This is a genomic window from Enterobacter sp. RIT418, from assembly GCF_003057745.1.
Taxonomy (GTDB): Bacteria; Pseudomonadota; Gammaproteobacteria; order Enterobacterales; family Enterobacteriaceae; genus Enterobacter.
Genome location: NZ_QBJD02000009.1, coordinates 37,069 through 59,314 on the forward strand (window position 1 = coordinate 37,069; position 22,246 = coordinate 59,314).

The following is a 22,246-nucleotide window of genomic DNA, read 5'->3' on the forward strand; positions in this document are numbered from 1 at the left end:
CTGGACAAAACGCTGAACCAGCCATAGTCTTAATCAATCGATTGATTAATTCTTAAAGCCGCCATGAATACAACACCGACGACATCGAAGGGCGAACAGGCAAAAAGCCAGCTTATCGCCGCCGCGCTGGCGCAGTTTGGCGAATATGGCCTGCACGCCACCACGCGCGACATCGCCGCGCAGGCCGGGCAAAACATCGCGGCCATTACCTACTATTTTGGCTCAAAAGAGGATTTATACCTCGCCTGCGCCCAGTGGATCGCTGACTTTATTGCCGCGAATTTTCGCCCGCACGTGGAAGAGGCCGCCGGGCTGCTCGAACACCCCTCCCCCGACCGCGCCGCGATCCGTCAGCTGATCCTTAACGCCTGCCACAATATGATCAGGCTGCTGACGCACGACGACACGCTCAGCCTGAGCAAATTTATCTCTCGAGAGCAGCTTTCGCCCACCGCGGCCTACCAGCGTGTACACGACCAGGTCATCGATCCGATGCACGGGCACCTGACCCGGCTGGTGGCGGCCTACACCGGGCGAGACGCGAACGACACCGAGACCATTTTGCATACCCATGCCCTGCTGGGTGAAGTGCTGGCGTTTCGCCTGGGGCGGGAAACGATTTTGTTACGCACCGGCTGGACACAGTTTGATGAGGATAAAGCCGCGCAGATTAGCCGGGTCATTACCTGTCACGTCGATCTGATCCTGCAAGGCTTAACGCAAAGGAGCCTGAAGTCATGAAAAAACCGGTCGCCATCGTTCTGATGGCCGTTGTTGTGCTCGCGGTGGTTGCGGGAGGCTGGCTGTGGTATCAAAGCCAGCAGGACAGAGGCCTGACGCTGTACGGCAACGTTGATATCCGTACCGTCAATATGAGCTTCCGCGTCGGCGGCCGCCTGGCCTCGCTCAGCGTCGACGAGGGCGACGCCATCAAGGCCGGGCAAACCCTGGGCGCACTGGACAAGGCGCCGTATGAAAACGCGCTGATGCAGGCGAAAGCGGGCGTCTCCGTCGCGCAGGCGCAGTACGACCTGATGCGGGCGGGCTATCGCGACGAGGAGATTGCCCAGGCTGAAGCGGCCGTGAAACAGGCGAAGGCCGCCTACGACTACGCGCAGAACTTCTACAGCCGCCAGCAGGGGCTGTGGAAAAGCCGCACCATTTCCGCTAACGATCTGGAAAACGCCCGTTCGTCACGCGATCAGGCGCAGGCCACGCTGAAGTCCGCGCAGGATAAGCTGAGCCAGTACCGCACCGGTAACCGCGAGCAGGATATCGCGCAGGCGAAGGCCAGCCTCGAACAGGCGCAGGCCCAGCTGGCGCAGGCCGAGCTGGATCTGCGCGACACCACGCTGGTCGCGCCGTCTGACGGCACGCTGATGACCCGCGCCGTCGAGCCGGGCAGCATGCTCAGCGCGGGCAGCACCGTCTTAACGCTCTCCTTAACCCGCCCGGTGTGGGTGCGCGCCTACATTGACGAGCCGAACCTCGGCCAGATGCAGCCGGGCCGCGAGCTGCTGCTCTACACCGACGGGCGTCCGGACAAGCCGTACCACGGCAGGGTGGGCTTTGTTTCGCCCACCGCCGAATTCACCCCCAAAACCGTCGAAACGCCGGACCTGCGCACCGACCTTGTCTACCGCCTGCGCATTATCGTGACCGATGCGGACGACGCGCTGCGCCAGGGCATGCCGGTCACCGTGACCCTCAGCGACGGGGAACGACATGAATGACGCGGTTATCCAACTCGACAATCTGGTAAAACGCTTCGCGGGCATGGAAAAGCCCGCCGTCGCGCCGCTGAACTGCACGATTCAGAAAGGCTACGTGACCGGGCTGGTCGGCCCGGACGGCGCGGGAAAAACCACGCTGATGCGCATGCTTGCGGGGCTCCTGAAGCCGGACGAAGGGTCGGCCAGCGTGCTCGGCCTCGATCCGATCAAAGACGACGGCGCGCTCCACGCCATGCTCGGCTATATGCCGCAGAAGTTCGGCCTGTACGAAGACCTGACGGTGATGGAAAACCTCAATCTGTACGCCGACCTGCGCAGCGTGACCGGCGAAACCCGGCAGAAAACCTTCGCCCGCCTGCTGGAATTTACCTCCCTCGGCCCGTTTACCGGACGCCTGGCGGGCAAGCTCTCCGGCGGCATGAAGCAGAAGCTGGGGCTGGCCTGCACGCTGGTGGGCGAGCCGAAGGTGCTGCTGCTGGACGAGCCCGGCGTGGGCGTTGACCCGATCTCGCGCCGCGAGCTGTGGCAGATGGTGCACGAGCTGGCGGGCGACGGGATGCTGATCCTCTGGAGCACCTCCTACCTCGACGAGGCGGAGCAGTGCCGGGACGTGCTGCTGATGAACGAGGGCGAGCTGCTCTACCAGGGCGACCCGACGCAGCTGACCCAAAGCATGGCCGGGCGCAGCGTCCTGCTGCACAGCCCGCAGGAGTCCAACCGCCGCCTGCTGCAGCGCGTGCTGAAGCTGCCCGCGGTCAGCGACGGGATGATTCAGGGGCGCTCGGTGCGGGCGATCCTCAAAAAAGAGGCCACCGCGGACGATATCCGCCAGGCGCCCGGCATGCCGGAGATTGAAATTGCCGAGACCGCTCCGCGCTTCGAGGATGCCTTTATCGACCTGCTGGGCGGCGCGGGCGCATCGGAATCCCCGCTGGGGGCGATTTTACACACCGTGGAGGGCACGCCGGGCGAAACGGTGATTGAAGCGAAGTCGCTCACCAAGAAGTTCGGCGACTTCGCCGCGACGGATAACGTCAACTTCGCGGTCAAGCGCGGGGAGATTTTTGGCCTGCTGGGGCCAAACGGCGCGGGCAAATCCACCACCTTTAAGATGATGTGCGGCCTGCTGGTGCCGACGTCGGGCAAGGCGCTGGTGCTCGATATGGACCTGAAGGTCAGTTCCGGCAAAGCGCGCCAGCACCTGGGCTATATGGCGCAGAAGTTTTCCCTCTACGGCAACCTGACGGTGGAACAGAACCTGCGCTTTTTCTCCGGCGTGTACGGCCTGCGCGGGCGGGCCCAGAACGAGAAGATTGCCCGCATGAGCGAGGCGTTTGCGCTGACCGGCATCGCCTCGAACGCCACGGACTCCCTCCCCCTCGGCTTTAAGCAGCGCCTGGCCCTGGCCTGCTCGCTGATGCACGAGCCGGACATTCTGTTTCTCGACGAGCCCACCTCCGGCGTTGACCCCTTGACCCGCCGCGAGTTTTGGCTGCACATCAACAGCATGGTGGAGAAAGGGGTCACGGTCATGGTCACCACCCACTTTATGGACGAGGCGGAGTATTGCGACCGCATCGGGCTGGTCTATCGCGGCAAGCTGATCGCCCACGGCACGCCGGACGATCTCAAGGCGCAGGCGGCGGACGATGACCAGCCGGACCCGACCATGGAGCAGGCGTTCATCACCCTCATCCACGACTGGGATAAGGAGCATGCCAATGAGCACTAAGGTGATTTCCTGGCGCCGGGTGCGCGCGCTGTGCGTGAAAGAGACGCGCCAGATCGTGCGCGATCCGAGCAGTTGGCTGATTGCGGTGGTGATCCCCCTGCTGCTGCTGTTTATCTTTGGCTACGGGATTAACCTGGATTCGAGCAAGCTGCGGGTCGGGATTCTGCTGGAACAGCAAAGCAAAGAGGCGCTGGATTTCACCCACGCCATGACCGGCTCGCCCTACATCGACGCCACCATCAGCGACAGCCGTCAGGAGCTGATTCAGAAAATGCAGGCCGGTAAAATACGCGGCCTGATCGTCATTCCGGTGGATTTCGCCGCCAATATGGCGCGCGCGGGCACCGCTGCGCCGATTCAGGTGATTACCGACGGCAGCGAGCCGAACACCGCCAACTTCGTGCAGGGCTACGCGGAAGGGATTTGGCAGCTGTGGCAGATGCAGCGTGCCGAGGACCGGGGCGAAACGTTTGAGCCGCTGATCGACGTAGAGACCCGCTACTGGTTTAACCCGGCGGCCATCAGCCAGCACTTTATCATTCCCGGTGCGGTAACCATCATCATGACGGTGATTGGCGCCATCCTTACCTCGCTGGTCATCGCCCGTGAGTGGGAGCGCGGCACCATGGAGGCGCTACTCTCCACCGAAGTAACGCGCGTGGAGCTGCTGCTGTGCAAGCTGATCCCCTACTATTTCCTCGGCATGCTGGCGATGCTGCTCTGCATGCTGGTCTCGGTGTTTATCCTCGGCGTGCCGTATCGCGGTTCGCTGGTCGTGCTGTTCTTTATTACCAGCCTGTTTTTGCTCAGCACGCTCGGGATGGGGCTGCTGATCTCCACCGTGACCCGCAACCAGTTCAACGCCGCGCAGGTAGCGCTCAACGCCGCGTTCCTGCCGTCGATTATGCTGTCCGGGTTTATTTTCCAGATAGACAGCATGCCCGCGGCGATCCGCGCCGTGACGTACATCATTCCGGCCCGCTACTTCGTGAGCACGCTGCAGAGCCTGTTCCTGGCCGGGAATATTCCGGTGGTGCTGATAATTAACACGCTGTTTTTGATGGCGTCGGCGGTGATGTTCATCGGGCTGACCTGGATGAAAACCAAACGGCGTCTGGATTAAGGAGCGAACATGTTTCACCGTTTATGGACGTTAATACGCAAAGAGCTGCAATCCCTGCTGCGCGAGCCGCAAACCCGCGCCATTCTGGTATTGCCGGTGCTGATCCAGGTTTTGCTGTTCCCCTTTGCCGCTACGCTTGAGGTGACCAACGCCACCATCGCCATTTTCAACGAAGACAACGGTAAACATTCTATCGAGCTGACGCAGCGCTTTGCCCGTGCAAAAGCGTTTACCCACATCCTGCTGCTGAAAAGCCCGCAGGAAATCCAGCCGACCATCGATACGCAAAAAGCCCTGCTGCTGGTGCGCTTCCCGGCGGATTTCTCGCGCAATCTTGATACCTTCCAGCCCGCGCCGATGCAGCTCATCCTCGACGGGCGCAACTCCAACAGCGCCCAGATAGCGGCCAACTATCTTCAGCAGGTGGTGAAGAATTACCAGCAGGAGCTGATGGACGGCAAGCCAAAACCCAACAACAGCGAGCTGGTGGTGCGTAACTGGTATAACCCAAACCTCGACTACAAGTGGTTTGTGGTGCCGTCGCTGATCGCCATGATCACCACCATCGGGGTGATGATCGTCACCTCCCTGTCGGTGGCGCGGGAGCGCGAGCAGGGCACGCTCGATCAGCTGCTGGTGTCCCCGCTGGCAACCTGGCAAATCTTCGTTGGCAAAGCCATTCCGGCGCTGATTGTTGCGACCTTCCAGGCCACGATCGTGCTGGGCGTGGGGATCTGGGCGTACGCGATCCCGTTTGCCGGATCGCTGGCGCTCTTCTATTTCACGATGGTGATTTACGGGCTGTCGCTGGTCGGGTTTGGGCTGCTGATTTCGGCGCTCTGCTCCACGCAGCAGCAGGCGTTCATCGGCGTGTTCGTCTTTATGATGCCGGCGATTTTGCTCTCGGGGTACGTCTCGCCGGTGGAAAACATGCCGGTGTGGCTGCAGGATTTAACGTGGATAAACCCGATCCGCCACTTCACGGATATCACCAAGCAGATTTATTTGAAGGACGCGAGTCTGGACATCGTGTGGGGAAGTTTGTGGCCGCTGCTGGTCATCGCGGCCACAACGGGCTCAGTGGCCTATGCGATGTTTAGACGAAACATCGCGTAGCTTTTTCTCTTTGGTCAGCAGCGAGACGACCGCGGGCCCTGCAAGGATCGCCAGACCCGCCAAGGCCAGCAGCAGGTTGTTTTGCAGCACGCGCGACAGCAGCCACAGCACGATCATCGAGGCGCCAAAATACCAGGTGGTGGTGAGTTCTTCGAGCACATCACCCACCTCGCGCCAGCGCGCTTCATGATGACGCTGTAAAAACAGCATCGACAGTACGGTCACGCCGTACAGCACGCACAGCCCAAGGCCGACGCGCACCAGCGTACCGCTCATCCAGCCCATCACCAGTACGGCCACGACCAGTAAATGCAACATTATCTGCCAGCAACTGAGTCCAGTTGTGACGCGAACGCGTTGTTGCCACTTCATGGCTTCTCTCCTGAAGGATTTTTCTCTGCACATTCAGACTACCGCACTTTACGGAAAATTCCGTAACGCCGCATCTTTTTGTGACGCCTACTACACTTTATTTTCATTGGGATAGTCACTCAGGAAGGGGCTTATGACTCAAAAAATGCAGCATTTCTCGCTTAAAGTGCTGACGATAAACATTCATAAAGGCTTCACAGCATTTAACCGCCGCTTCATTTTACCGGAGCTGCGCGACGCGGTACGCACCGTCAGCGCCGACATTGTCTGCCTGCAGGAAGTGATGGGCGCGCACGACGTGCATCCCCTGCATGTCGAAAACTGGCCCGATACGCCGCACTACGAATTTCTGGCGGATACGATGTGGAGCGATTACGCCTACGGGCGCAACGCGGTCTATCCCGAAGGGCATCACGGCAATGCCGTGCTGTCCCGCTACCCGATTGAGCATTATGAGAATCGCGACGTGTCGGTGGGCGAAAGTGAAAAGCGCGGGTTGCTCTACTGTCGCGTCGCGCCGCCGGACCTGGCCTTTCCGATCCACGTCGGATGCGTTCATCTGGGGCTGCGGGAGGCGCACCGTCAGGCGCAGCTGCAAATGCTGGCCGAGTGGACCAACGCGCTGCCGGAAGGCGAGCCCGTGGTAGTCGCGGGCGATTTTAACGACTGGCGGCAGCGGGCTAACCATCCGCTGAAGGTGGGCGCCGGGCTGGAGGAGATCTTTACCCGCGCCCACGGCAGGCCGGCCCGCACGTTTCCGGTGCGCTTTCCCCTGCTACGCCTCGACCGCATCTACGTGAAAAACGCCCACGCCAGCAGCCCGACCGCCCTGGCGCTGCTTAACTGGCGGCATCTCTCCGATCACGCCCCGCTCAGCGCGGAGATCCACTTATGAAATGTACATGGCAAGAGGGAAACCGGATCGTTCTGCTGGAAAACGGCGACCAGTACTATCCCGCCGTCTTTGAGGCCATCGATCGCGCGCAGCAGAAGGTGATCCTAGAAACCTTTATCTGGTTTGAGGATGAGGTGGGCAAACGGCTGCACGCCGTGCTGCTGCGCGCCGCCCAGCGCGGAATTAAAATTGAGGTTCTGCTGGACGGCTACGGCTCGCCTGACCTCAGCGATGATTTCGTCAACGAGCTGACATCGGCGGGCGTGGTGTTCCGCTACTACGATCCCGGCCCGCGCCTGTTCGGCATGCGCACCAACCTGTTCCGCCGCATGCACCGCAAGATCGTCGTGGTGGACGAGTCCGTGGCCTTTGTCGGCGGGATTAACTACTCCGCCGAGCATATGTCCGACTACGGGCCGGAGGCCAAGCAGGACTACGCCATCCGCATTGAAGGCCCGGTGGTGCAGGACATTCTGCTGTTCGAGCTGGAAAACCTGCCCGGGAAAGAGGCCGCCCGCCGCTGGTGGAAGCGACGCCATCGCCCCGAGGAGAACCGCAGGCCCGGCGAGGCGCAGGCGCTGTTCGTCTGGCGCGATAACGGCGAGCATCGGGACGATATTGAACGCCATTATCTGAAGATGCTGGCCAACGCGAAGCGCGAGGTGATTATCGCCAACGCCTACTTCTTCCCCGGCTATCGCCTGCTGCACGCCATGCGCAACGCGGCCCGGCGCGGCGTGCGGGTGAAGCTGATCGTACAGGGCGAGCCGGACATGCCGATCGTTAAGGTCGGTGCCCGCCTGCTCTACAACTATCTGGTGAAAGGCGGCGTTCAGATCTACGAATACCGCCGCCGTCCGCTGCACGGCAAGGTGGCGCTGATGGACGACCACTGGGCCACCGTTGGCTCCAGCAACCTCGATCCGCTCAGCCTGTCGCTGAACCTGGAAGCGAACCTGATCGTTCACGATCGCCAGTTCAACCAGACGCTGCGGGATAACCTTCACGGGCTTATCGCCAACGACTGCGTGCGCGTGGATGAATCCATGGTGCCGAAGCGCACCTGGTGGAATCTCGGCATCGGCGTGGTGGTGTTCCACTTCCTGCGCCACTTCCCGGCGATGGTGGGCTGGCTGCCCGCGCACACGCCGAAGCTGGAGCTGGTCGATCCGCCGGTACAGCCGGAAATGGAAACCCAGGACCGCGTTGAAGCGGAAGACGGAGGGAAACCCTGATGTCAACATCACATCCGCGCTGGCGGCTGGCAAAGAAAATACTCACCTGGCTGTTCTTCATCGCCGTGGCGGTGCTGCTGGTGGTGTACGCGCAGAAGGTTGACTGGAAGGAGGTGTGGAAAGTTATCCGCAACTACAACCGGACCGTGCTGCTGGGCGCCGCGGGGCTGACGATCGTGAGCTACCTGATCTACGGCTGTTACGACCTGCTTGGCCGCGCCTACTGTGGCCACAAGCTGGCGAAGCGGCAGGTGATGCTGGTGTCGTTTATCTGCTACGCCTTTAACCTGACGCTCAGCACCTGGGTCGGCGGCATTGGCATGCGTTACCGCCTCTACTCGCGTCTGGGGCTGCCGGGCGGCACGATTACCCGCATCTTCTCGCTGAGCATTACCACCAACTGGCTGGGCTATATTCTGCTCGGCGGAGTGATTTTCACCATCAACGTGGTGCAGCTGCCCGCGCACTGGTATATCGATGAATCCACGCTGCGGATTTTGGGCATCGTGCTGCTGCTGATCGTCGCCGCCTACCTGTGGGCCTGCGCCTTCGCGAAGCGTCGTCACGTGACCATCAAGGGGCAAAAGCTGGTGCTGCCCTCGTGGAAGTTCGCGGTGGTGCAGATGGTGGTTTCCAGCGCCAACTGGATGGCGATGGGCGCGATCATCTGGCTGCTGATTGGCGAAGACATTAACTATTTCTTCGTGCTGGGCGTGCTGCTGGTCAGCAGCATTGCCGGGGTTATCGTCCATATTCCGGCGGGGATCGGCGTGCTGGAGGCGGTGTTTATCGCCCTGCTGGCGGGCGAGCACGTCTCGCACGGCACCATTATCGCCGCCCTGCTGGCCTACCGCATGCTGTACTACTTCCTGCCGCTGGCGCTGGCGACGGTGTGCTATCTGGTGCTGGAGAGCCGGGCGAAAAAGCTGCGGGCGAAGAACGAAAAGGCGATGGCGAAATAAAAGCCCCCTCTCCCCAAAGGGGCGAGGGAGCAAAGTCTGCACCGAGCAGTCCCCTCTCCCCTTTGGGGAGAGGGTTAGGGTGAGGGGAATAAAACCTTAACGCCGGTTGCCGAAAATCCGCAGCAGCATCAGGAACAGGTTGATAAAGTCCAGATACAGCGTGAGCGCGCCGAGGATGGCGTATTTACGCAGGGTTGACGCGTCGCGCACGTCAATCTGCTCACCGATATTTTTCAGCTTCTGCGTGTCATACGCGGTCAGACCAACGAAGACCACCACCCCGATATAGGTCACGGCCCACATCAGCGCTTCGCTCTTCAGCCACAGGTTTACCAGCGACGCGAGCACGATCCCAATCAGCCCCATAAACAGCATGCTGCCGAAGCCGCTCAGGTCACGCTTGGTGGTGTAGCCGTAAAGGCTCATCGCGCCAAACATCCCGCCGGTGACCACGAAGGTGCTGGCGATTGACGAATAGGTGTAAGCGATAAAGATGCTGGACAGGGTCAGACCCGTCAGCGCCGAATAAAGCATAAACAGCGTGGTCGCCATTCCGGCGCTGAGCTTATGCACAAGGCCTGACAGCACGAACACCAGCGCAAGCTGGGCGATGATCAGCCCAAAGAAGGTGATTTTGCTGGAGAAGATAAACATCATGATCTCCGGCGTGTTCGCCGCATACCACGCGATAAACGCGGTAAGCAGCAGGCCGACCGTCATCCAGCCGTACACCTGAGCCATATACGTCTGCAGCCCGGTACGGGACTGCTGCACTATCGAATCGGAACGCGGAAATCGGTCCATGATTCACTCCTGATTAAGATTAAGTAGACACACGCTTTAAGACTAACACATCCGCGTAAACCTGTTACCAACGGCCGGCGGCTTCTTTATCGCTGTCGCGTGACTCCACCCAGCGGTCGCCTTCCGGCGTCGCTTCGCGCTTCCAGAACGGCGCTTTGGTTTTGAGATAGTCCATGATGAACTCCCCTGCCGCAAAGGCGCTGCCGCGGTGCGCGCTGGTGACGCCAACAAACACAATTTCTTCGCCCGGCCACATTTCGCCGATGCGGTGGATAACGCTCACGCGTCCGAGAGGCCAGCGCCCCCGCGCCTGCTCGACGATCTCCGCGAGAGATTTTTCGGTCATGCCCGGATAGTGCTCTAGCGTCAGCGCCTTCACGCTGTCGCCGAGGTTGTGGTTGCGCACCTTGCCGGTGAAGGTCACAACCGCGCCGTCTTCGTCGCGCTCGGCCAGCCAGTCGTATTCGCTGCCGACGCTGAAGCGATCGCGGCTCACGAGGATTCGGGTTTCAGCCATGTTAGCCTCCCGTGACCGGCGGGAAGAACGCCACTTCATCGCCTGCCGCCAGCGGATGGTTGAAATCGACCAGCGTCTGGTTCACGGCCGCCAGCAGCTTGCCTTCGTCCAGCGCCAGCGCCCAGCGGTCGCCCTGCCCGGCCAGATGGGCACGCAGCGCGGCCACGTTCTCAAACGCACCGTCGACCGTCAGGCTATCGGTATTCACCAGCTCGCGCACCTGGGCAAAAAAGAGCACCTTAATCATGGCTGTCCACCTTAAAATCACCGGATTTGCCGCCGCTTTTCGCCAGCAGGCGCACCGGGCCAATCACCATGTCTTTCTGCACGGCCTTGCACATGTCGTAGATAGTCAGCGCGGCAACGGACGCGGCCGTCAGGGCCTCCATCTCCACGCCGGTTTTCCCGGTCAGGCGGCAGAGGGATTCGATGCGCACGCGATTGTGCTCCGGCTGCGCAGCCAGGTTGACTTCAACCTTGCTGAGCATCAGCGGGTGGCACAGGGGAATAAGGTCCCAGGTGCGCTTCGCGGCCTGGATACCGGCAATGCGGGCGGTGGCGAACACGTCGCCCTTATGGTGACTGCCGTCGATAATCATCGCCAGCGTCTCCGGCAGCATGGTGACAAACGCTTCGGCGCGCGCCTCGCGCACCGTTTCGGCCTTGGCGGAGACGTCCACCATGTGGGCTTCTCCGGCGGCGTTAATGTGGGTCAGTTGCGACATAGCTTACTTCTTCAAATGGGGATGGAAATTACACGGACGGGTGCGGGCATCAAGCTGCGGGGCGATGATATTTTCCCACGCGGTGCGGCAGGCCTTAGTCGAGCCGGGCATGGCGAATATCAGCGTGCCGTTTGCCACGCCCGCCACGGCGCGCGACTGCAGCGTGGAGGTGCCAATCTCTTCGAACGACAGCATGCGAAAGACTTCACCAAAGCCTTCGACCTCGCGATCGAACAGCGGGATCAGCGCCTCGGGAGCCTGATCGCCTGCGGTAAAGCCGGTGCCGCCGATGATCAGCACCACCTGCACCTCGTCGCTGGCGATCCACTGGGATACCCGGGCGCGAATGGCGTAGCGGTTCTCTTTCACGATGGCTTTATCAACAACGTGGTGTCCGGCGTCGTGCGCCGCGTCGCGCAGCCAGTGGCCGGAGGTGTCATCCTCTTCGCCGCGGCGCTCGGAAACGGTAAGAATAGCAATGCGTGTCGGGATAAATTCTGCGCTTACCTGACTCATCTTCTGGTTCCTTTTTAAAGCTGTTTACCCGCCAATGTATGACAGATTTTGCGTAATGCCGGTGTCGCCCTGATGCAGGAAGTGGGTCTGCTTTTTGTGCGTCAGCGCCTCGGAAATGCGCGCTTCAAGCGCCTCCTGCTGGGCGTCGTGTTCCAGCAGATCGCGTAGATCCACGCCGCCGTCGCCGAACAGGCAAAGGTGCAGCTTGCCGACGGAGGAGACGCGCAGGCGGTTGCAGCTGGCGCAGAAGTCTTTCTCATAGGGCATAATCAGCCCGATTTCCCCTTCGTAATCCGGGTGACAAAAGACCTGGGCCGGGCCGTCGCTGCGCTGGCGAATCTGGTGTATCCAGCCGCGCTTGAGCAGCTCGTCGCGCAGCACCATGCCGGAGATATGATGGCGGCGGAACAGTTCGCTGCCCTCGCCGGTCTCCATCAGCTCAATAAAACGCAGCTGAATGCGGCGCGGCTTGATCCACGCCAGGAAGGTGTCCAGCTGGTGATGGTTAACGTCGCGCATCAGCACCGTGTTGACTTTGACTTTTTCGAAGCCCGCCTCAAACGCCGCGTCGATGCCGTCCATCACCTGCTGGAATTTGTCCTGGCCGGTTATGGCGTGGAACTGGCGCGCGTCGAGACTATCCACGCTGACGTTAATCGCGGTTAGCCCCGCGTCGCGCCAGCTCGCCACGTCACGCGCCATGCGATAGCCGTTAGTGGTGACGGCGATCTGGCGGATACGCGCGTTTTCACGCACGGCAGCGATGATGTCGGGAAAATCTCGACGAAGAGAAGGTTCACCACCGGTCAGACGGACTTTTTCCGTGCCGAGCTCAGCGAAGGCGCGCGTGACGCGGCGCACCTCATCGACGGAAAGAAAGCCGTTATTGGTGACGCTGCCCGGCTTGTAGCCGTCAGGCAGGCAGTAGGTGCAACGAAAGTTGCATACGTCGGTAATCGACAGACGCAGGTAGTAAAACTTGCGCGCGAAAGCATCAGTGAGTTGTGAAGCCATGTACACCTTTCCAGATACGGGAGGCACAGTCATTTCTTTCTGTACCCTGGTGGCAGATCCGCCACGGCCAGAGCGCCATATCTTCCGACACAGGCGCAAAGGCTAGAGTGTAGGTTTTCAATAATGAAAACAGGTTAAGGCGATAGTAGCGCTTAAATCATCAGTTCGCCATTTTCGCTTTACGCTATATATCTTTATATATAGCGGCACGATTGTGCATTTTCGCTATAGAATACGTAAAACCAGCACTTTCGCATTGATATACATCATTCGCGAGCGGGTGAAGCATCGTCTTTTAGGGGTAGTTAGGTTACTGTTACGCGGATAAATCTCATAAGGAATGTATATGCGCAATCGCACATTGGCGGATCTTGACCGCGTTGTCGCTCTCGGCGGAGGCCACGGGCTGGGGCGCGTCATGTCCTCATTGTCCTCGCTGGGCTCCCGGCTAACGGGCATCGTGACTACCACGGACAACGGCGGCTCGACGGGACGGATTCGACGCGCGGAAGGCGGGATTGCCTGGGGCGATACGCGAAACTGTCTTAACCAGCTTATCACCGAGCCGAGCGTTGCATCCGCCATGTTTGAGTATCGTTTTGGCGGTAACGGCGAACTTTCCGGGCATAACCTCGGAAATTTGATGTTAAAGGCGCTGGACCACCTAAGCGTGCGGCCCCTGGAAGCGATCAATTTAATCCGTAACCTGCTCAAGGTGGACGCGTTTCTGATCCCGATGTCGGAACAACCGGTGGATTTGATGGCCATCGACGTTGAAGGCCATGAAGTTTATGGCGAGGTCAATATCGACCAGCTGATTCACCCGCCGAAAGAGCTAATGACCTACCCGAGCGTACCCGCCACGCGCGAGGCGGTAGAGGCAATAAGCGAAGCGGATTTGATCCTGATCGGACCGGGCAGTTTTTACACCAGCCTGATGCCGCTCCTGCTGATCAAAGAGCTGGCGCAGGCCCTGCGCAGAACGCCTGCGCCCATGGTCTACGTAGGCAACCTGGGGCGCGAGCTGAGCCCTGCGGCCGCCAGCCTGACGCTGGTGGATAAGCTGGCGCTCATGGAGCATTACGTGGGTAAGAAGATTATCGACGGCGTCGTGGTGGGGCCAAACGTTGATATCTCCGGCATGGAAGGCCGCGTGGTGGTCCAGGAGCCGCTGGAAGCGAGCGATATTAAGTATCGTCATGACAGACACCTTCTGCGCGAGGCGCTGGAGAAGGCGGTGCAGGCGCTGGGTTAGGTTTGATTGTGCGGCGTGATGCCCTCACCCCGGCCCTCTCCCACAGGGAGAGGGAGAAAACACGCCGCTTTATCTAAGATGCGGCGATGAAAAGATCCCGCAGCTGATGCAGCTGGTCGCGGATTTGCGCCGCCTCTTCGAACTCCAGGTTCTGCGCGTGCTGCATCATCTGTCCTTCCAGCTCGTGGATTTTCTGCTGCAGCGCCTTCGGCGTCAGTACGACGGTATCCTCTTCCACCACCGAACGCGCCTTGCCGCGCCCTTTCGCCTTGGTCTTCGCGATGTTTTGACCCAGCGCCAGAATGTCCACCACCTTCTTGTTCAGGCCCTGCGGCGTAATGCCGTGCTCTTCGTTGTAGCGCTGCTGCTTCTCGCGGCGGCGCTCCGTCTCGCCGATCGCTTTCGCCATCGACGGCGTGATTTTATCGCCGTACAGAATCGCCTTGCCGTTCACGTTACGCGCGGCGCGGCCGATGGTCTGAATCAGCGAGCGCTCGGAGCGCAGGAAGCCCTCTTTGTCGGCGTCCAGAATCGCCACCAGCGAGACTTCCGGCATGTCCAGGCCTTCTCGCAGCAGGTTGATGCCGACCAGCACGTCAAACTCGCCGAGGCGCAGATCGCGGATAATCTCCATGCGCTCGACGGTGTCGATGTCCGAGTGCAGGTAGCGCACCTTCTCGCCGTGCTCTTCCAGATATTCGGTCAGATCTTCCGCCATGCGTTTGGTTAGCGTAGTGACCAGCACGCGCTCGTTGATGGCGGAGCGGGCGCGGATCTCTGAAAGCAGATCGTCCACCTGGGTGGCCACCGGCCGCACCTCGATAATCGGATCGAGCAGCCCCGTTGGGCGCACAACCTGATCCACCACCTCGTCGCCGGATTTCTCCAGCTCGTAGTTGCCCGGCGTAGCCGAAACGTAGATCGTCTGCGGCGCGAGCGCCTCAAACTCTTCAAACTTCATCGGACGGTTGTCCAGCGCCGACGGCAGGCGGAAGCCGTACTCCACCAGCGTCTCTTTACGCGCGCGGTCGCCGCGGTACATGCCGCCTATCTGCGGGATCGTCACGTGGGATTCATCAATCACCAGCAGGCCGTCGGCCGGGAGGTAGTCAAACAGCGTCGGCGGCGCTTCGCCCGGCCCGCGGCCTGACAGATAGCGCGAGTAGTTTTCAATGCCGGAGCAGTAGCCCAGCTCGTTCATCATCTCCAGATCGAACTGGGTACGCTGGGTCAGGCGCTGCTCTTCAAGCAGCTTGTTGTTCGCCAGCAGCACCTTACGGCGGTCAGCCAGCTCAACCTTAATCTCTTCCATCGCCTGCACGATACGCTCGCGCGGCGTCACGTAGTGCGTTTTGGGGTAGATGGTAAAGCGCTGGATCACGGACTCGATATGCCCCGTCAGCGGGTCGAACAGCGAGAGCCGCTCAACCTCCTCGTCAAACAGCTCGACGCGCAGCGCCATATCGTCCGACTCCGCCGGGAAGATGTCGATCACCTCGCCGCGCACGCGGAACGTGCCGCGCTGGAAGGCCTGATCGTTACGGGCGTACTGCAGCTCGGCCAGACGACGCACGATGGCGCGCTGATCGATGATCATCCCCTGGGTCAGGTGCAGCATCATCTTCAGGTACAGATCCGGATCGCCCAGGCCGTAGATAGCCGACACCGAAGCCACCACAACCACGTCACGACGTTCCAGCAGCGCCTTGGTCGCCGACAGGCGCATCTGCTCGATGTGTTCGTTCACCGAGGCGTCTTTTTCGATAAAGGTGTCAGAGCTTGGGACGTAGGCTTCAGGCTGGTAGTAATCGTAGTAAGAGACGAAATACTCCACCGCGTTTTCCGGGAAGAACTCTTTCATCTCACCGTAAAGCTGTGCCGCCAGGGTTTTGTTGGGGGCCAGCACCATCGTCGGGCGTTGCAGATCGGCAATCACGTTCGCGACGGTAAACGTTTTACCCGAGCCGGTCACCCCCAGCAGGGTCTGATGCGCCAGCCCATCTTCCAGCCCCTCTTCCAGACGACGAATCGCCTCAGGCTGATCGCCTGAAGGGCGGAAAGCGGAATTCAATTTGAACGGTTTACTCATGGGCAACAACCTGATGACGTAGTAAGCGGCAGACGACTAATTTTACTCGTTGTTGCCAGGAATGCCAGTAAAAAACACTGGATAAAAAACCAGTGGCGTGTAAGGATATTTAGCGTAGCACTGGCCCGGCTAGCGTGTTCCTGATTGAAATTTCAGCTGCGGCAACATAAAACACCGGCATTGATGGGTTATCCCCAAAACATTTCCTTTTTTAACATTTGTCAAGACAGGTAATGAAAGTTTTATGTCCGTTGAAGCGCCTTTCATCAGGGCAATTGCTTTTATTCAACAAATTGAAATTTAAGAGATATTTAACAAAGCCGCGTTTCGCACCAATTTGCGTGAAGGCCGCGTATTCTCTCGCTTCTCGCGTGTTTTCTAACTCTAATGCACATGGTTATCCACAGGAATAGTGGATAACTGCTTCCAGCCCGTATGGCGCGGTGCTCGGCAAATTCCCGGTTTTTCCCACGAAGCGGCGCTAAAAAATTTTTATCACTCTTTTTTGATGATGATTAGCCATTTCATTCATAACCCGCCGGTGAGATCTTACTCACAACTCCGCGATCCGAACGTCAGGCAAAGGGGAATAACGTGACCCGAGGCCACGTTATCGCGAACAGCGCTTATCGTGCAGACGGCAGCGGGCTGAGGTCAAGATAGCGACCGGTTTCCGCCTCCTCCGCGCCGTCGGCAAGCCACGGGATTTCGCCCAGGCACGGCGCGGGCAGAACCCGGTTCAGGGTCTCGAGATATTCCTGATGGCGCCTGCCGGGCGGCACGACGTCGTTGGCGACCCAGCCCGCCAGCGTTAAGCCGGCCTGCTGAATCGCCTGCGCGGTTAGCATCGCGTGGTTAATACAGCCCAGCTTCACGCCTACCACCAGAATGACCGGAAGCCGCTCTGACTGCACCCAGTCGGCAAAGGTCTGCGCCTCCGAGAGCGGCGTGAACCAGCCCCCGGCCCCTTCCACCAGCACCCACTCCGCGCGAGCCTCAAGCGCGCGCAGGCCCGCAGACATGACGGCGAAATCAATCGGCCGGCCTTCGTCGGCGCTAACGATGTGCGGCGAGGTCGGCTCCGCGAAGGTGTACGGATTTACCGCCGCGTAGTCCAGCCCGACGCTGCTGTTGCGCTGCAGGGCCAGCGCGTCGGTATTGCGCAGCCCCTCGGGCGTCATCTCGCTGCCGGAGGCGACGGGCTTATACCCTGCGGTCGTACGTCCAAGAAGACGCGCCGCCTGCAGCAGCGCGGCGCTGGCAACCGTTTTGCCCACTTCCGTATCGGTGCCGGTGACAAAATAGCGTTCAGTCACGTTCAATAATCCCATGAAAAAGTTGATAAGAGAGCGGGAAGCTGCCCCCCCGCTGCGGCCACGCCAGCTCAAGCCGCTGCAGCTGCCCGCGGGTGAGCGGCTTTGGCGCCCGCCCGGCGTGCAGGTGCGTGGCGCCGATGCCCTTCAGTGAGCGCATGGCGCTCAGGGGGTCGCTAAAGTCGAGCGTGATGGTCTGCACCTCGGCGCGATAGCGTCGGCCTGCCAGCGCCTGCACCACACTCTCGTGCGATAAAAACCGGTTCGCGTGCTCGCGCCCGTCTACGGTCCGCCACGCCTCGTTTAGCTCCGGAAGCGAGCTCTCAAGAAGCGTGGTGAAGGCCACCTTCCCGCCCGGACGCGCGACGCGATACAGCTCGCCCAGCGCCTGCGGCAGGCTGCTGCACCACTGCACCGCCAGATGGCTCCAGACCAAATCAAACTGCGCGTCCGCCAGCGGAATGGCTTCGATATCGGCCGCCAGATAGCGGTCCGCCGACTGCTGCTGGCGCGCCTCGTCGAGCATCTGCTCGGAGAGATCGATGGCCGTGACCCGGCTTCCCGCCGCGCGCCAGTAGCGGCTGTTGCTCCCCGGCCCGCAGCCCGCGTCCAGCACCTCAGAAAAATGCCCTTCCCCCAGCGCCGCGATAAGCCCCTGCGCGCTCTGGCGCTGCAGCGCGTCGTGCTGCGAATAGCTCTGCGCGGCCCGGCCAAACGCCGCGGCGATCGCCTGCTTATTGACGGATGACATGCAGCACCTCCAGCAGGGCATCGATGTCCTGCGCCTCGTGCGTCGCCGTCAGCGTCAGGCGCAGGCGCGCGGTGCCCGACGGCACGGTGGGCGGGCGGATAGCGGTCGCCCACATCCCGCCGTCGCGCAGGGTTTGCGCCAGCGCCAGCGCCCGATCGTTTTCGCCGACGATAACGGGCTGAATGGCGCTCTGAGAATCAGTGACCTGCAGCGCCAGCGCCTGTGCTCCCTGGCGAAAGCGGCGAATGCGGTCGGCAAGGCGCAGACGGCGCTCCTCGCCCTCGGCGCTGCGGATCACGTTCACCGACGCGGAAAGCGCCACGGCCTGCGCGGGCGGCATGCTGGTGCTGTAGATCAGGTGGCGGGCAAACTGCAGCAGGTAGTCGGCCACCGGCTCGCTGCACAGCACCGCCGCGCCGCTGACGCCAACGCCTTTGCCGAACGTGACGACCAGCAGCTCCGGCTTCACCTTTTGCTGCCAGGCGCTGCCGCGGCCTTCTTCCCCCACGACGCCGATCCCGTGGGCATCGTCCACCATCAGCCAGGCGTGATGCTGCCGGGCGGCGGCGTGAAGAGCCTCGAGCGGCGCGCAGTCGCCGTCCATGCTGAACACCCCTTCCGTCACCGCCAGCCGGAGTCCGGCGCAGGGCTTCGCCAGCAGGGTGCGCATCTGCGCGTCGTCGTTGTGCGCAAACCGGCGCAGCTGCGCCGGGCTAAGGCTTGCCGCTTCGAGCAGAGACGCATGGCTCAGGCGGTCTGCGACGATGCGGTCGTCTTTGTCCATCAGCGCGGCAATCACCGCCTGGTTGGCGGCGAAGCCGGAGATAAACAGCAGCGCGCGCGGGTAGCCCAGCCAGTCGGCAAGCTGCTCCTCGAGCGCCCGGTGCGCGGTGGTGTAGCCGCTGACGTGGCCGGAGCCGCCGCTGCCCACGCCATAGCGCTCGGCCCCCTGCTGCCAGGCGCGGATAATCTGCGGATGCTGGCTGAGGCCCAGGTAGTCATTGCTGGAGAAATTGCAGTACCGCCTGCCCTCACGCACCAGAAAACGGCCCGCGCCGCTTTCCACCGCGCTGCGCGTGCGGAACGCGTCGGCCGCCCGGCGCGCGTTCAGGGCGGCGTCGATTCGCGCCTGCCAGGTCATAGCGCTGCCGCGTTGTAGAACTGTTCGGTGTCGGCGTTGAAAATTTGCTGCTCAAGCTGCTGCTGCTGTTCGTTGTCGCCGGTCAGCACCTCGGTCTGGTGCGGGTTCAGCCCCAGCTTGCGGAACAGCTGAACGTCTTTATCCTCTTCCGGGTTTGGCGTGGTCAGCAGCTTGCAGCCGTAGAAAATGGAGTTTGCCCCCGCCATAAAGCACATCGCCTGGGTCTGCTCGCTCATCTGCTCGCGGCCCGCGGAGAGGCGCACGTACGAGGTTGGCATCATGATGCGCGCCACGGCGATGGTGCGGATAAAATCAAACGCGTCCACGTTGTCGTTATCCGCCAGCGGCGTGCCTTTCACCTTCACCAGCATGTTGATCGGCACGCTTTCCGGCGGCGTCGGCAGGTTGGCCAGCTGGAGCAGCAGGCCCGCGCGGTCTTTTACCGTTTCGCCCAGCCCCACGATGCCGCCGGAGCAGACCTTGATGCCCGCGTCGCGCACCTTGTCGAGGGTGTCCAGGCGCTCCTGATAGGTGCGCGTGGTGATGATGTTGCCGTAAAACTCCGGCGAGGTGTCGAGGTTGTGGTTGTAGTAGTCCAGCCCGGCCGCGGAGAGGCGCTGCGCCTGTTCGTCGTTCAGCGTGCCGAGCGTCATGCAGGCCTCAAGCCCCATCTCCTTCACGCCCTTCACCATCTGCTCGAGGTACGGCATGTCGCGGTCGTGCGGGTTTTTCCACGCCGCCCCCATGCAGAAGCGGGTCGAACCGGCGTTCTTCGCTTTTCGCGCCGAGTCGAGCACCTGCTCCACTTCCATCAGGCGCTCGGATTCGAGGCCGGTTTTGTAGCGCGCGCTTTGCGGGCAATATTTGCAGTCTTCCGGGCAGGCGCCGGTCTTGATCGACAGCAGCGTGCTGACCTGCACATGGCGAGGATCGAAGTGCTGACGGTGGACCTGCTGCGCTTCGAACATCAGCTCCAGGAACGGTTTATTGAATAATTCAGTGACTTGCGACATCGTCCAGCGTGCGTGGTGAGCCATTGGGCTTCTCCAAAGGGTTTTGTTAATTGTCGGTTCGGTTTATACTCGTAAACCTAAAACTTTTCAAAATGGTTTACAAGTCGATTATGACCCAGGACGATCTCGCCTTCGACACGCAGCATATCTGGCACCCCTACACCTCCACCACTCGCCCTCTGCCCGTCTATCCGGTCGCCTCCGCGCGCGGCTGCGAGCTGCATCTCGCCAGCGGCGAGCGGCTCGTCGACGGGATGTCCTCCTGGTGGGCCGCGATTCACGGGTACAACCACCCGCGGCTGAACGCGGCGATGAAGGCGCAGATTGACCAGATGTCGCACGTGATGTTTGGCGGCATTACCCATCAGCCCGCCATAGACCTGTGCCGCCGCCTGGTGGCGATGACGCCGGACGCGCTGGAGTGCGTGTTCCTCGCCGACTCCGGCTCCGTTGCCGTTGAGGTGGCGATGAAAATGGCGTTGCAGTACTGGCACGCCAAGGGCGAGACCCGCCAGCGGTTCCTCACCTTCCGCAACGGCTACCACGGCGATACCTTCGGCGCGATGTCGGTCTGCGATCCGGACAACTCCATGCACAGCCTGTGGAAGGGCTACCTGCCGGATAATCTGTTTGCCCCCGCGCCGCAGAGCCGCTTCGACGGCGAATGGGACGAGGCGGACATGGTCGGCTTCGCGCGGCTGATGGCGGCGCATCGCCACGAGATTGCGGCCGTGATTCTGGAGCCGATCGTGCAGGGCGCGGGCGGCATGCGCATGTATCATCCGGAGTGGCTCAGGCGCATCCGCAGGATGTGCGACCGCGAGGGGATTCTGCTGATTGCCGATGAGATCGCGACCGGGTTTGGCCGCACCGGCAGGCTGTTTGCCTGCGAGCACGCGGGGATTTTGCCGGATATTCTGTGCCTCGGAAAAGCGCTGACCGGCGGCACCATGACGCTCTCCGCCACGCTCGCCACGCGCAGCGTGGCCGATACCATCAGCAACGGCGAGGCGGGCTGCTTTATGCACGGACCAACGTTTATGGGCAACCCGCTGGCCTGCGCGGTCGCCAGCGAAAGCCTCGCCATTCTCGAGAGCGGCGAGTGGCGGGCGCAGGTCGCGTCCATTGAGGCGCAGCTGAAGGATGAGCTGCGCGCAGCCGCCGATTCTGAGCACGTTGCGGACGTGCGCGTGCTGGGCGCCATTGGCGTGATTGAGACGCACCGGCCGGTAAACATGGCGGCCCTGCAGCGCTTCTTCGTCGAGCAGGGCGTATGGGTGCGTCCTTTCGGCAGGCTGATTTACCTGATGCCGCCGTATGTGATTACCCCGGAGCAGCTGCGTAAATTGACGGCCGCGGTCGTTACAGCCGTTAACATTCCCGCGCATTACACGATCTAACCCGATGCGTTACACTTCGTGAACGAGCGATTAACGAGGTAAACCGTATGAAAATCATCAGTAAAGATCTGCGCGACGGGGAGAAACTGCCGGAACGCCACGTTTTCAACGGCATGGGCTATCAGGGCGATAATATTTCCCCGCACCTGGCGTGGGATGAGGTGCCGGCCGGAACCAAAAGCTTCGTGGTGACCTGCTACGACCCGGACGCGCCGACCGGCTCCGGCTGGTGGCACTGGATCGTTGCCAACCTTCCCGCCGACACGCGCGTGCTGCCGCAGGGTTCAGGCTCTGACCTGGTTGCCCTGCCGGAGGGCGCGATTCAGACCCGCACCGACTTTGGCAAAGCGGGCTACGGCGGCGCCGCGCCGCCGAAGGGCGAAACGCACCGCTATATCTTCACGGTTCACGCGCTGGACGTAGAGAAGATTGAGGTAGACGAAGGCGCGAGCGGCGCGATGGTCGGGTTTAACGTGCATTTCCACTCGTTGGGCAGCGCGTCGATTACGGCGATGTATTCGTAACAGTGCGGGCTGATGG

The 22,246-nt window shown here is 61.2% G+C and carries 23 protein-coding genes and 1 riboswitch; of the genes, 11 read left to right on the forward strand and 12 right to left on the reverse strand.

Annotation, left to right across the window (positions count from 1 at the left end; all coding sequences use genetic code 11):
• Nucleotides 1-63 precede the first annotated feature (63 nt).
• From cecR to DBY73_RS12235, 5 genes are read left to right on the forward strand one after another with little or no spacing between them, the layout of a single operon-like run.
• A complete protein-coding gene (cecR, locus tag DBY73_RS12215) occupies nucleotides 64-741 on the forward strand; it encodes a transcriptional regulator CecR (protein ID WP_112011412.1) in 678 nt (225 codons plus the stop codon).
• A complete protein-coding gene (gene hlyD, locus DBY73_RS12220; protein ID WP_112011413.1) occupies nucleotides 738-1,733 on the forward strand; it encodes a secretion protein HlyD in 996 nt (331 codons plus the stop codon). The genes cecR and hlyD overlap by 4 nt, the downstream gene beginning before the upstream one ends.
• The gene (locus DBY73_RS12225; RefSeq protein ID WP_112011414.1) at nucleotides 1,726-3,465 is read left to right on the forward strand and encodes an ATP-binding cassette domain-containing protein; all 1,740 of its coding nucleotides are present in this window, start codon (nucleotides 1,726-1,728) and stop codon (nucleotides 3,463-3,465) included. Before hlyD ends, DBY73_RS12225 begins: the two co-directional genes overlap by 8 nt.
• The gene (locus DBY73_RS12230) at nucleotides 3,455-4,588 is read left to right on the forward strand and encodes an ABC transporter permease (protein WP_112011415.1); all 1,134 of its coding nucleotides are present in this window, start codon (nucleotides 3,455-3,457) and stop codon (nucleotides 4,586-4,588) included. The genes DBY73_RS12225 and DBY73_RS12230 overlap by 11 nt, the downstream gene beginning before the upstream one ends.
• 9 nt (nucleotides 4,589-4,597) lie before the next feature.
• Complete coding sequence (locus DBY73_RS12235) at nucleotides 4,598-5,704, forward strand: ABC transporter permease (protein ID WP_112011416.1); 1,107 nt, start codon at nucleotides 4,598-4,600, stop codon at nucleotides 5,702-5,704.
• On the opposite strand, the gene DBY73_RS12240 is transcribed toward DBY73_RS12235, so the two are convergent.
• Nucleotides 5,666-6,076, reverse strand: a complete 411-nt coding sequence (locus tag DBY73_RS12240; RefSeq protein WP_112011417.1) for a YbhQ family protein — start codon at nucleotides 6,074-6,076, stop codon at nucleotides 5,666-5,668. The genes DBY73_RS12235 and DBY73_RS12240 overlap by 39 nt on opposite strands.
• 133 nt (nucleotides 6,077-6,209) lie before the next feature.
• Here DBY73_RS12240 and DBY73_RS12245 point away from each other — a divergent pair, with 133 nt between their 5' ends.
• From DBY73_RS12245 to DBY73_RS12255, 3 genes are read left to right on the forward strand one after another with little or no spacing between them, the layout of a single operon-like run.
• Nucleotides 6,210-6,971: an endonuclease/exonuclease/phosphatase family protein gene (locus DBY73_RS12245; protein ID WP_112011418.1), complete on the forward strand. Its 762-nt coding sequence runs from the start codon at nucleotides 6,210-6,212 to the stop codon at nucleotides 6,969-6,971.
• Nucleotides 6,968-8,206 (forward strand): cardiolipin synthase ClsB, encoded by a 1,239-nt coding sequence (gene clsB / locus DBY73_RS12250; protein WP_112011419.1) that lies wholly within the window; start codon nucleotides 6,968-6,970, stop codon nucleotides 8,204-8,206. The genes DBY73_RS12245 and clsB overlap by 4 nt, the downstream gene beginning before the upstream one ends.
• On the forward strand, nucleotides 8,206-9,168 hold the full coding sequence (locus DBY73_RS12255) for a YbhN family protein (protein WP_112011420.1): 963 nt from the start codon (nucleotides 8,206-8,208) through the stop codon (nucleotides 9,166-9,168). Before clsB ends, DBY73_RS12255 begins: the two co-directional genes overlap by 1 nt.
• A gap of 96 nt (nucleotides 9,169-9,264) precedes the next feature.
• Here the strand turns inward: DBY73_RS12255 and DBY73_RS12260 are convergent, their stop codons facing one another.
• From DBY73_RS12260 to moaA, 6 genes are all read right to left on the reverse strand, one after another.
• Nucleotides 9,265-9,972 (reverse strand): Bax inhibitor-1/YccA family protein, encoded by a 708-nt coding sequence (locus DBY73_RS12260; RefSeq protein WP_112011421.1) that lies wholly within the window; start codon nucleotides 9,970-9,972, stop codon nucleotides 9,265-9,267.
• A 64-nt stretch (nucleotides 9,973-10,036) separates the two neighbouring features.
• The gene (gene moaE, locus DBY73_RS12265) at nucleotides 10,037-10,489 is read right to left on the reverse strand and encodes a molybdopterin synthase catalytic subunit MoaE (protein ID WP_112011422.1); all 453 of its coding nucleotides are present in this window, start codon (nucleotides 10,487-10,489) and stop codon (nucleotides 10,037-10,039) included.
• A 1-nt stretch (nucleotide 10,490) separates the two neighbouring features.
• A complete protein-coding gene (gene moaD / locus DBY73_RS12270) occupies nucleotides 10,491-10,736 on the reverse strand; it encodes a molybdopterin synthase sulfur carrier subunit (protein WP_112011423.1) in 246 nt (81 codons plus the stop codon).
• Nucleotides 10,729-11,214, reverse strand: a complete 486-nt coding sequence (moaC, locus tag DBY73_RS12275; protein WP_112011424.1) for a cyclic pyranopterin monophosphate synthase MoaC — start codon at nucleotides 11,212-11,214, stop codon at nucleotides 10,729-10,731. The genes moaD and moaC overlap by 8 nt, the downstream gene beginning before the upstream one ends.
• A gap of 3 nt (nucleotides 11,215-11,217) precedes the next feature.
• Nucleotides 11,218-11,730 carry a molybdenum cofactor biosynthesis protein B gene (gene moaB / locus DBY73_RS12280; RefSeq protein ID WP_112011425.1) on the reverse strand — a complete coding sequence of 171 codons (513 nt, stop codon included), beginning with the start codon at nucleotides 11,728-11,730 and terminating at the stop codon, nucleotides 11,218-11,220.
• A gap of 24 nt (nucleotides 11,731-11,754) precedes the next feature.
• Nucleotides 11,755-12,744 (reverse strand): GTP 3',8-cyclase MoaA, encoded by a 990-nt coding sequence (gene moaA / locus DBY73_RS12285; protein ID WP_112011426.1) that lies wholly within the window; start codon nucleotides 12,742-12,744, stop codon nucleotides 11,755-11,757.
• Nucleotides 12,732-12,866, reverse strand: a riboswitch (molybdenum cofactor riboswitch). It overlaps the preceding gene by 13 nt.
• A 224-nt stretch (nucleotides 12,867-13,090) precedes the next feature.
• Here moaA and yvcK point away from each other — a divergent pair.
• Nucleotides 13,091-13,999 (forward strand): uridine diphosphate-N-acetylglucosamine-binding protein YvcK, encoded by a 909-nt coding sequence (gene yvcK, locus DBY73_RS12290; protein WP_112011427.1) that lies wholly within the window; start codon nucleotides 13,091-13,093, stop codon nucleotides 13,997-13,999.
• Nucleotides 14,000-14,072: 73 nt separating this feature from the next.
• On the opposite strand, the gene uvrB is transcribed toward yvcK, so the two are convergent.
• From uvrB to bioB, 5 genes are all read right to left on the reverse strand, one after another.
• The gene (gene uvrB, locus DBY73_RS12295) at nucleotides 14,073-16,088 is read right to left on the reverse strand and encodes an excinuclease ABC subunit UvrB (protein WP_112011428.1); all 2,016 of its coding nucleotides are present in this window, start codon (nucleotides 16,086-16,088) and stop codon (nucleotides 14,073-14,075) included.
• Between the two features lie 626 nt (nucleotides 16,089-16,714).
• The gene (gene bioD / locus DBY73_RS12305) at nucleotides 16,715-17,404 is read right to left on the reverse strand and encodes a dethiobiotin synthase (protein WP_181573232.1); all 690 of its coding nucleotides are present in this window, start codon (nucleotides 17,402-17,404) and stop codon (nucleotides 16,715-16,717) included.
• Nucleotides 17,397-18,152 carry a malonyl-ACP O-methyltransferase BioC gene (gene bioC / locus DBY73_RS12310; protein ID WP_112011431.1) on the reverse strand — a complete coding sequence of 252 codons (756 nt, stop codon included), beginning with the start codon at nucleotides 18,150-18,152 and terminating at the stop codon, nucleotides 17,397-17,399. The genes bioD and bioC overlap by 8 nt, the downstream gene beginning before the upstream one ends.
• Entirely contained in the window at nucleotides 18,136-19,293 is a 1,158-nt protein-coding gene (bioF, locus tag DBY73_RS12315) for an 8-amino-7-oxononanoate synthase (RefSeq protein ID WP_112011432.1), read from the reverse strand. The genes bioC and bioF overlap by 17 nt, the downstream gene beginning before the upstream one ends.
• A complete protein-coding gene (gene bioB / locus DBY73_RS12320) occupies nucleotides 19,290-20,330 on the reverse strand; it encodes a biotin synthase BioB (protein ID WP_112011433.1) in 1,041 nt (346 codons plus the stop codon). Before bioB ends, bioF begins: the two co-directional genes overlap by 4 nt.
• 68 nt (nucleotides 20,331-20,398) lie before the next feature.
• Between bioB and bioA the strand changes: the two genes are divergently transcribed.
• A complete protein-coding gene (gene bioA, locus DBY73_RS12325) occupies nucleotides 20,399-21,706 on the forward strand; it encodes an adenosylmethionine--8-amino-7-oxononanoate transaminase (RefSeq protein WP_112011434.1) in 1,308 nt (435 codons plus the stop codon).
• A 47-nt stretch (nucleotides 21,707-21,753) separates the two neighbouring features.
• Nucleotides 21,754-22,230 carry a kinase inhibitor gene (locus DBY73_RS12330; RefSeq protein WP_008501131.1) on the forward strand — a complete coding sequence of 159 codons (477 nt, stop codon included), beginning with the start codon at nucleotides 21,754-21,756 and terminating at the stop codon, nucleotides 22,228-22,230.
• The last annotated feature ends 16 nt before the right edge of the window (nucleotides 22,231-22,246 follow it).

Excerpts from the sequence above, each read along its gene's own strand:
- cecR (WP_112011412.1), top strand. The coding sequence starts at position 64 with ATGAATACAACACCGACGACATCGAAGGGCGAACAGGCAAAAAGCCAG.
- hlyD (WP_112011413.1), top strand. The coding sequence starts at position 738 with ATGAAAAAACCGGTCGCCATCGTTCTGATGGCCGTTGTTGTGCTCGCG.
- DBY73_RS12225 (WP_112011414.1), top strand. The coding sequence starts at position 1,726 with ATGAATGACGCGGTTATCCAACTCGACAATCTGGTAAAACGCTTCGCG.
- DBY73_RS12230 (WP_112011415.1), top strand. The coding sequence starts at position 3,455 with ATGAGCACTAAGGTGATTTCCTGGCGCCGGGTGCGCGCGCTGTGCGTG.
- DBY73_RS12235 (WP_112011416.1), top strand. The coding sequence starts at position 4,598 with ATGTTTCACCGTTTATGGACGTTAATACGCAAAGAGCTGCAATCCCTG.
- DBY73_RS12240 (WP_112011417.1), bottom strand. The coding sequence starts at position 6,076 with ATGAAGTGGCAACAACGCGTTCGCGTCACAACTGGACTCAGTTGCTGG.
- DBY73_RS12245 (WP_112011418.1), top strand. The coding sequence starts at position 6,210 with ATGACTCAAAAAATGCAGCATTTCTCGCTTAAAGTGCTGACGATAAAC.
- clsB (WP_112011419.1), top strand. The coding sequence starts at position 6,968 with ATGAAATGTACATGGCAAGAGGGAAACCGGATCGTTCTGCTGGAAAAC.
- DBY73_RS12255 (WP_112011420.1), top strand. The coding sequence starts at position 8,206 with ATGTCAACATCACATCCGCGCTGGCGGCTGGCAAAGAAAATACTCACC.
- DBY73_RS12260 (WP_112011421.1), bottom strand. The coding sequence starts at position 9,972 with ATGGACCGATTTCCGCGTTCCGATTCGATAGTGCAGCAGTCCCGTACC.
- moaE (WP_112011422.1), bottom strand. The coding sequence starts at position 10,489 with ATGGCTGAAACCCGAATCCTCGTGAGCCGCGATCGCTTCAGCGTCGGC.
- moaD (WP_112011423.1), bottom strand. The coding sequence starts at position 10,736 with ATGATTAAGGTGCTCTTTTTTGCCCAGGTGCGCGAGCTGGTGAATACC.
- moaC (WP_112011424.1), bottom strand. The coding sequence starts at position 11,214 with ATGTCGCAACTGACCCACATTAACGCCGCCGGAGAAGCCCACATGGTG.
- moaB (WP_112011425.1), bottom strand. The coding sequence starts at position 11,730 with ATGAGTCAGGTAAGCGCAGAATTTATCCCGACACGCATTGCTATTCTT.
- moaA (WP_112011426.1), bottom strand. The coding sequence starts at position 12,744 with ATGGCTTCACAACTCACTGATGCTTTCGCGCGCAAGTTTTACTACCTG.
- yvcK (WP_112011427.1), top strand. The coding sequence starts at position 13,091 with ATGCGCAATCGCACATTGGCGGATCTTGACCGCGTTGTCGCTCTCGGC.
- uvrB (WP_112011428.1), bottom strand. The coding sequence starts at position 16,088 with ATGAGTAAACCGTTCAAATTGAATTCCGCTTTCCGCCCTTCAGGCGAT.
- bioC (WP_112011431.1), bottom strand. The coding sequence starts at position 18,152 with ATGTCATCCGTCAATAAGCAGGCGATCGCCGCGGCGTTTGGCCGGGCC.
- bioF (WP_112011432.1), bottom strand. The coding sequence starts at position 19,293 with ATGACCTGGCAGGCGCGAATCGACGCCGCCCTGAACGCGCGCCGGGCG.
- bioB (WP_112011433.1), bottom strand. The coding sequence starts at position 20,330 with ATGGCTCACCACGCACGCTGGACGATGTCGCAAGTCACTGAATTATTC.
- bioA (WP_112011434.1), top strand. The coding sequence starts at position 20,399 with ATGGTTTACAAGTCGATTATGACCCAGGACGATCTCGCCTTCGACACG.
- DBY73_RS12330 (WP_008501131.1), top strand. The coding sequence starts at position 21,754 with ATGAAAATCATCAGTAAAGATCTGCGCGACGGGGAGAAACTGCCGGAA.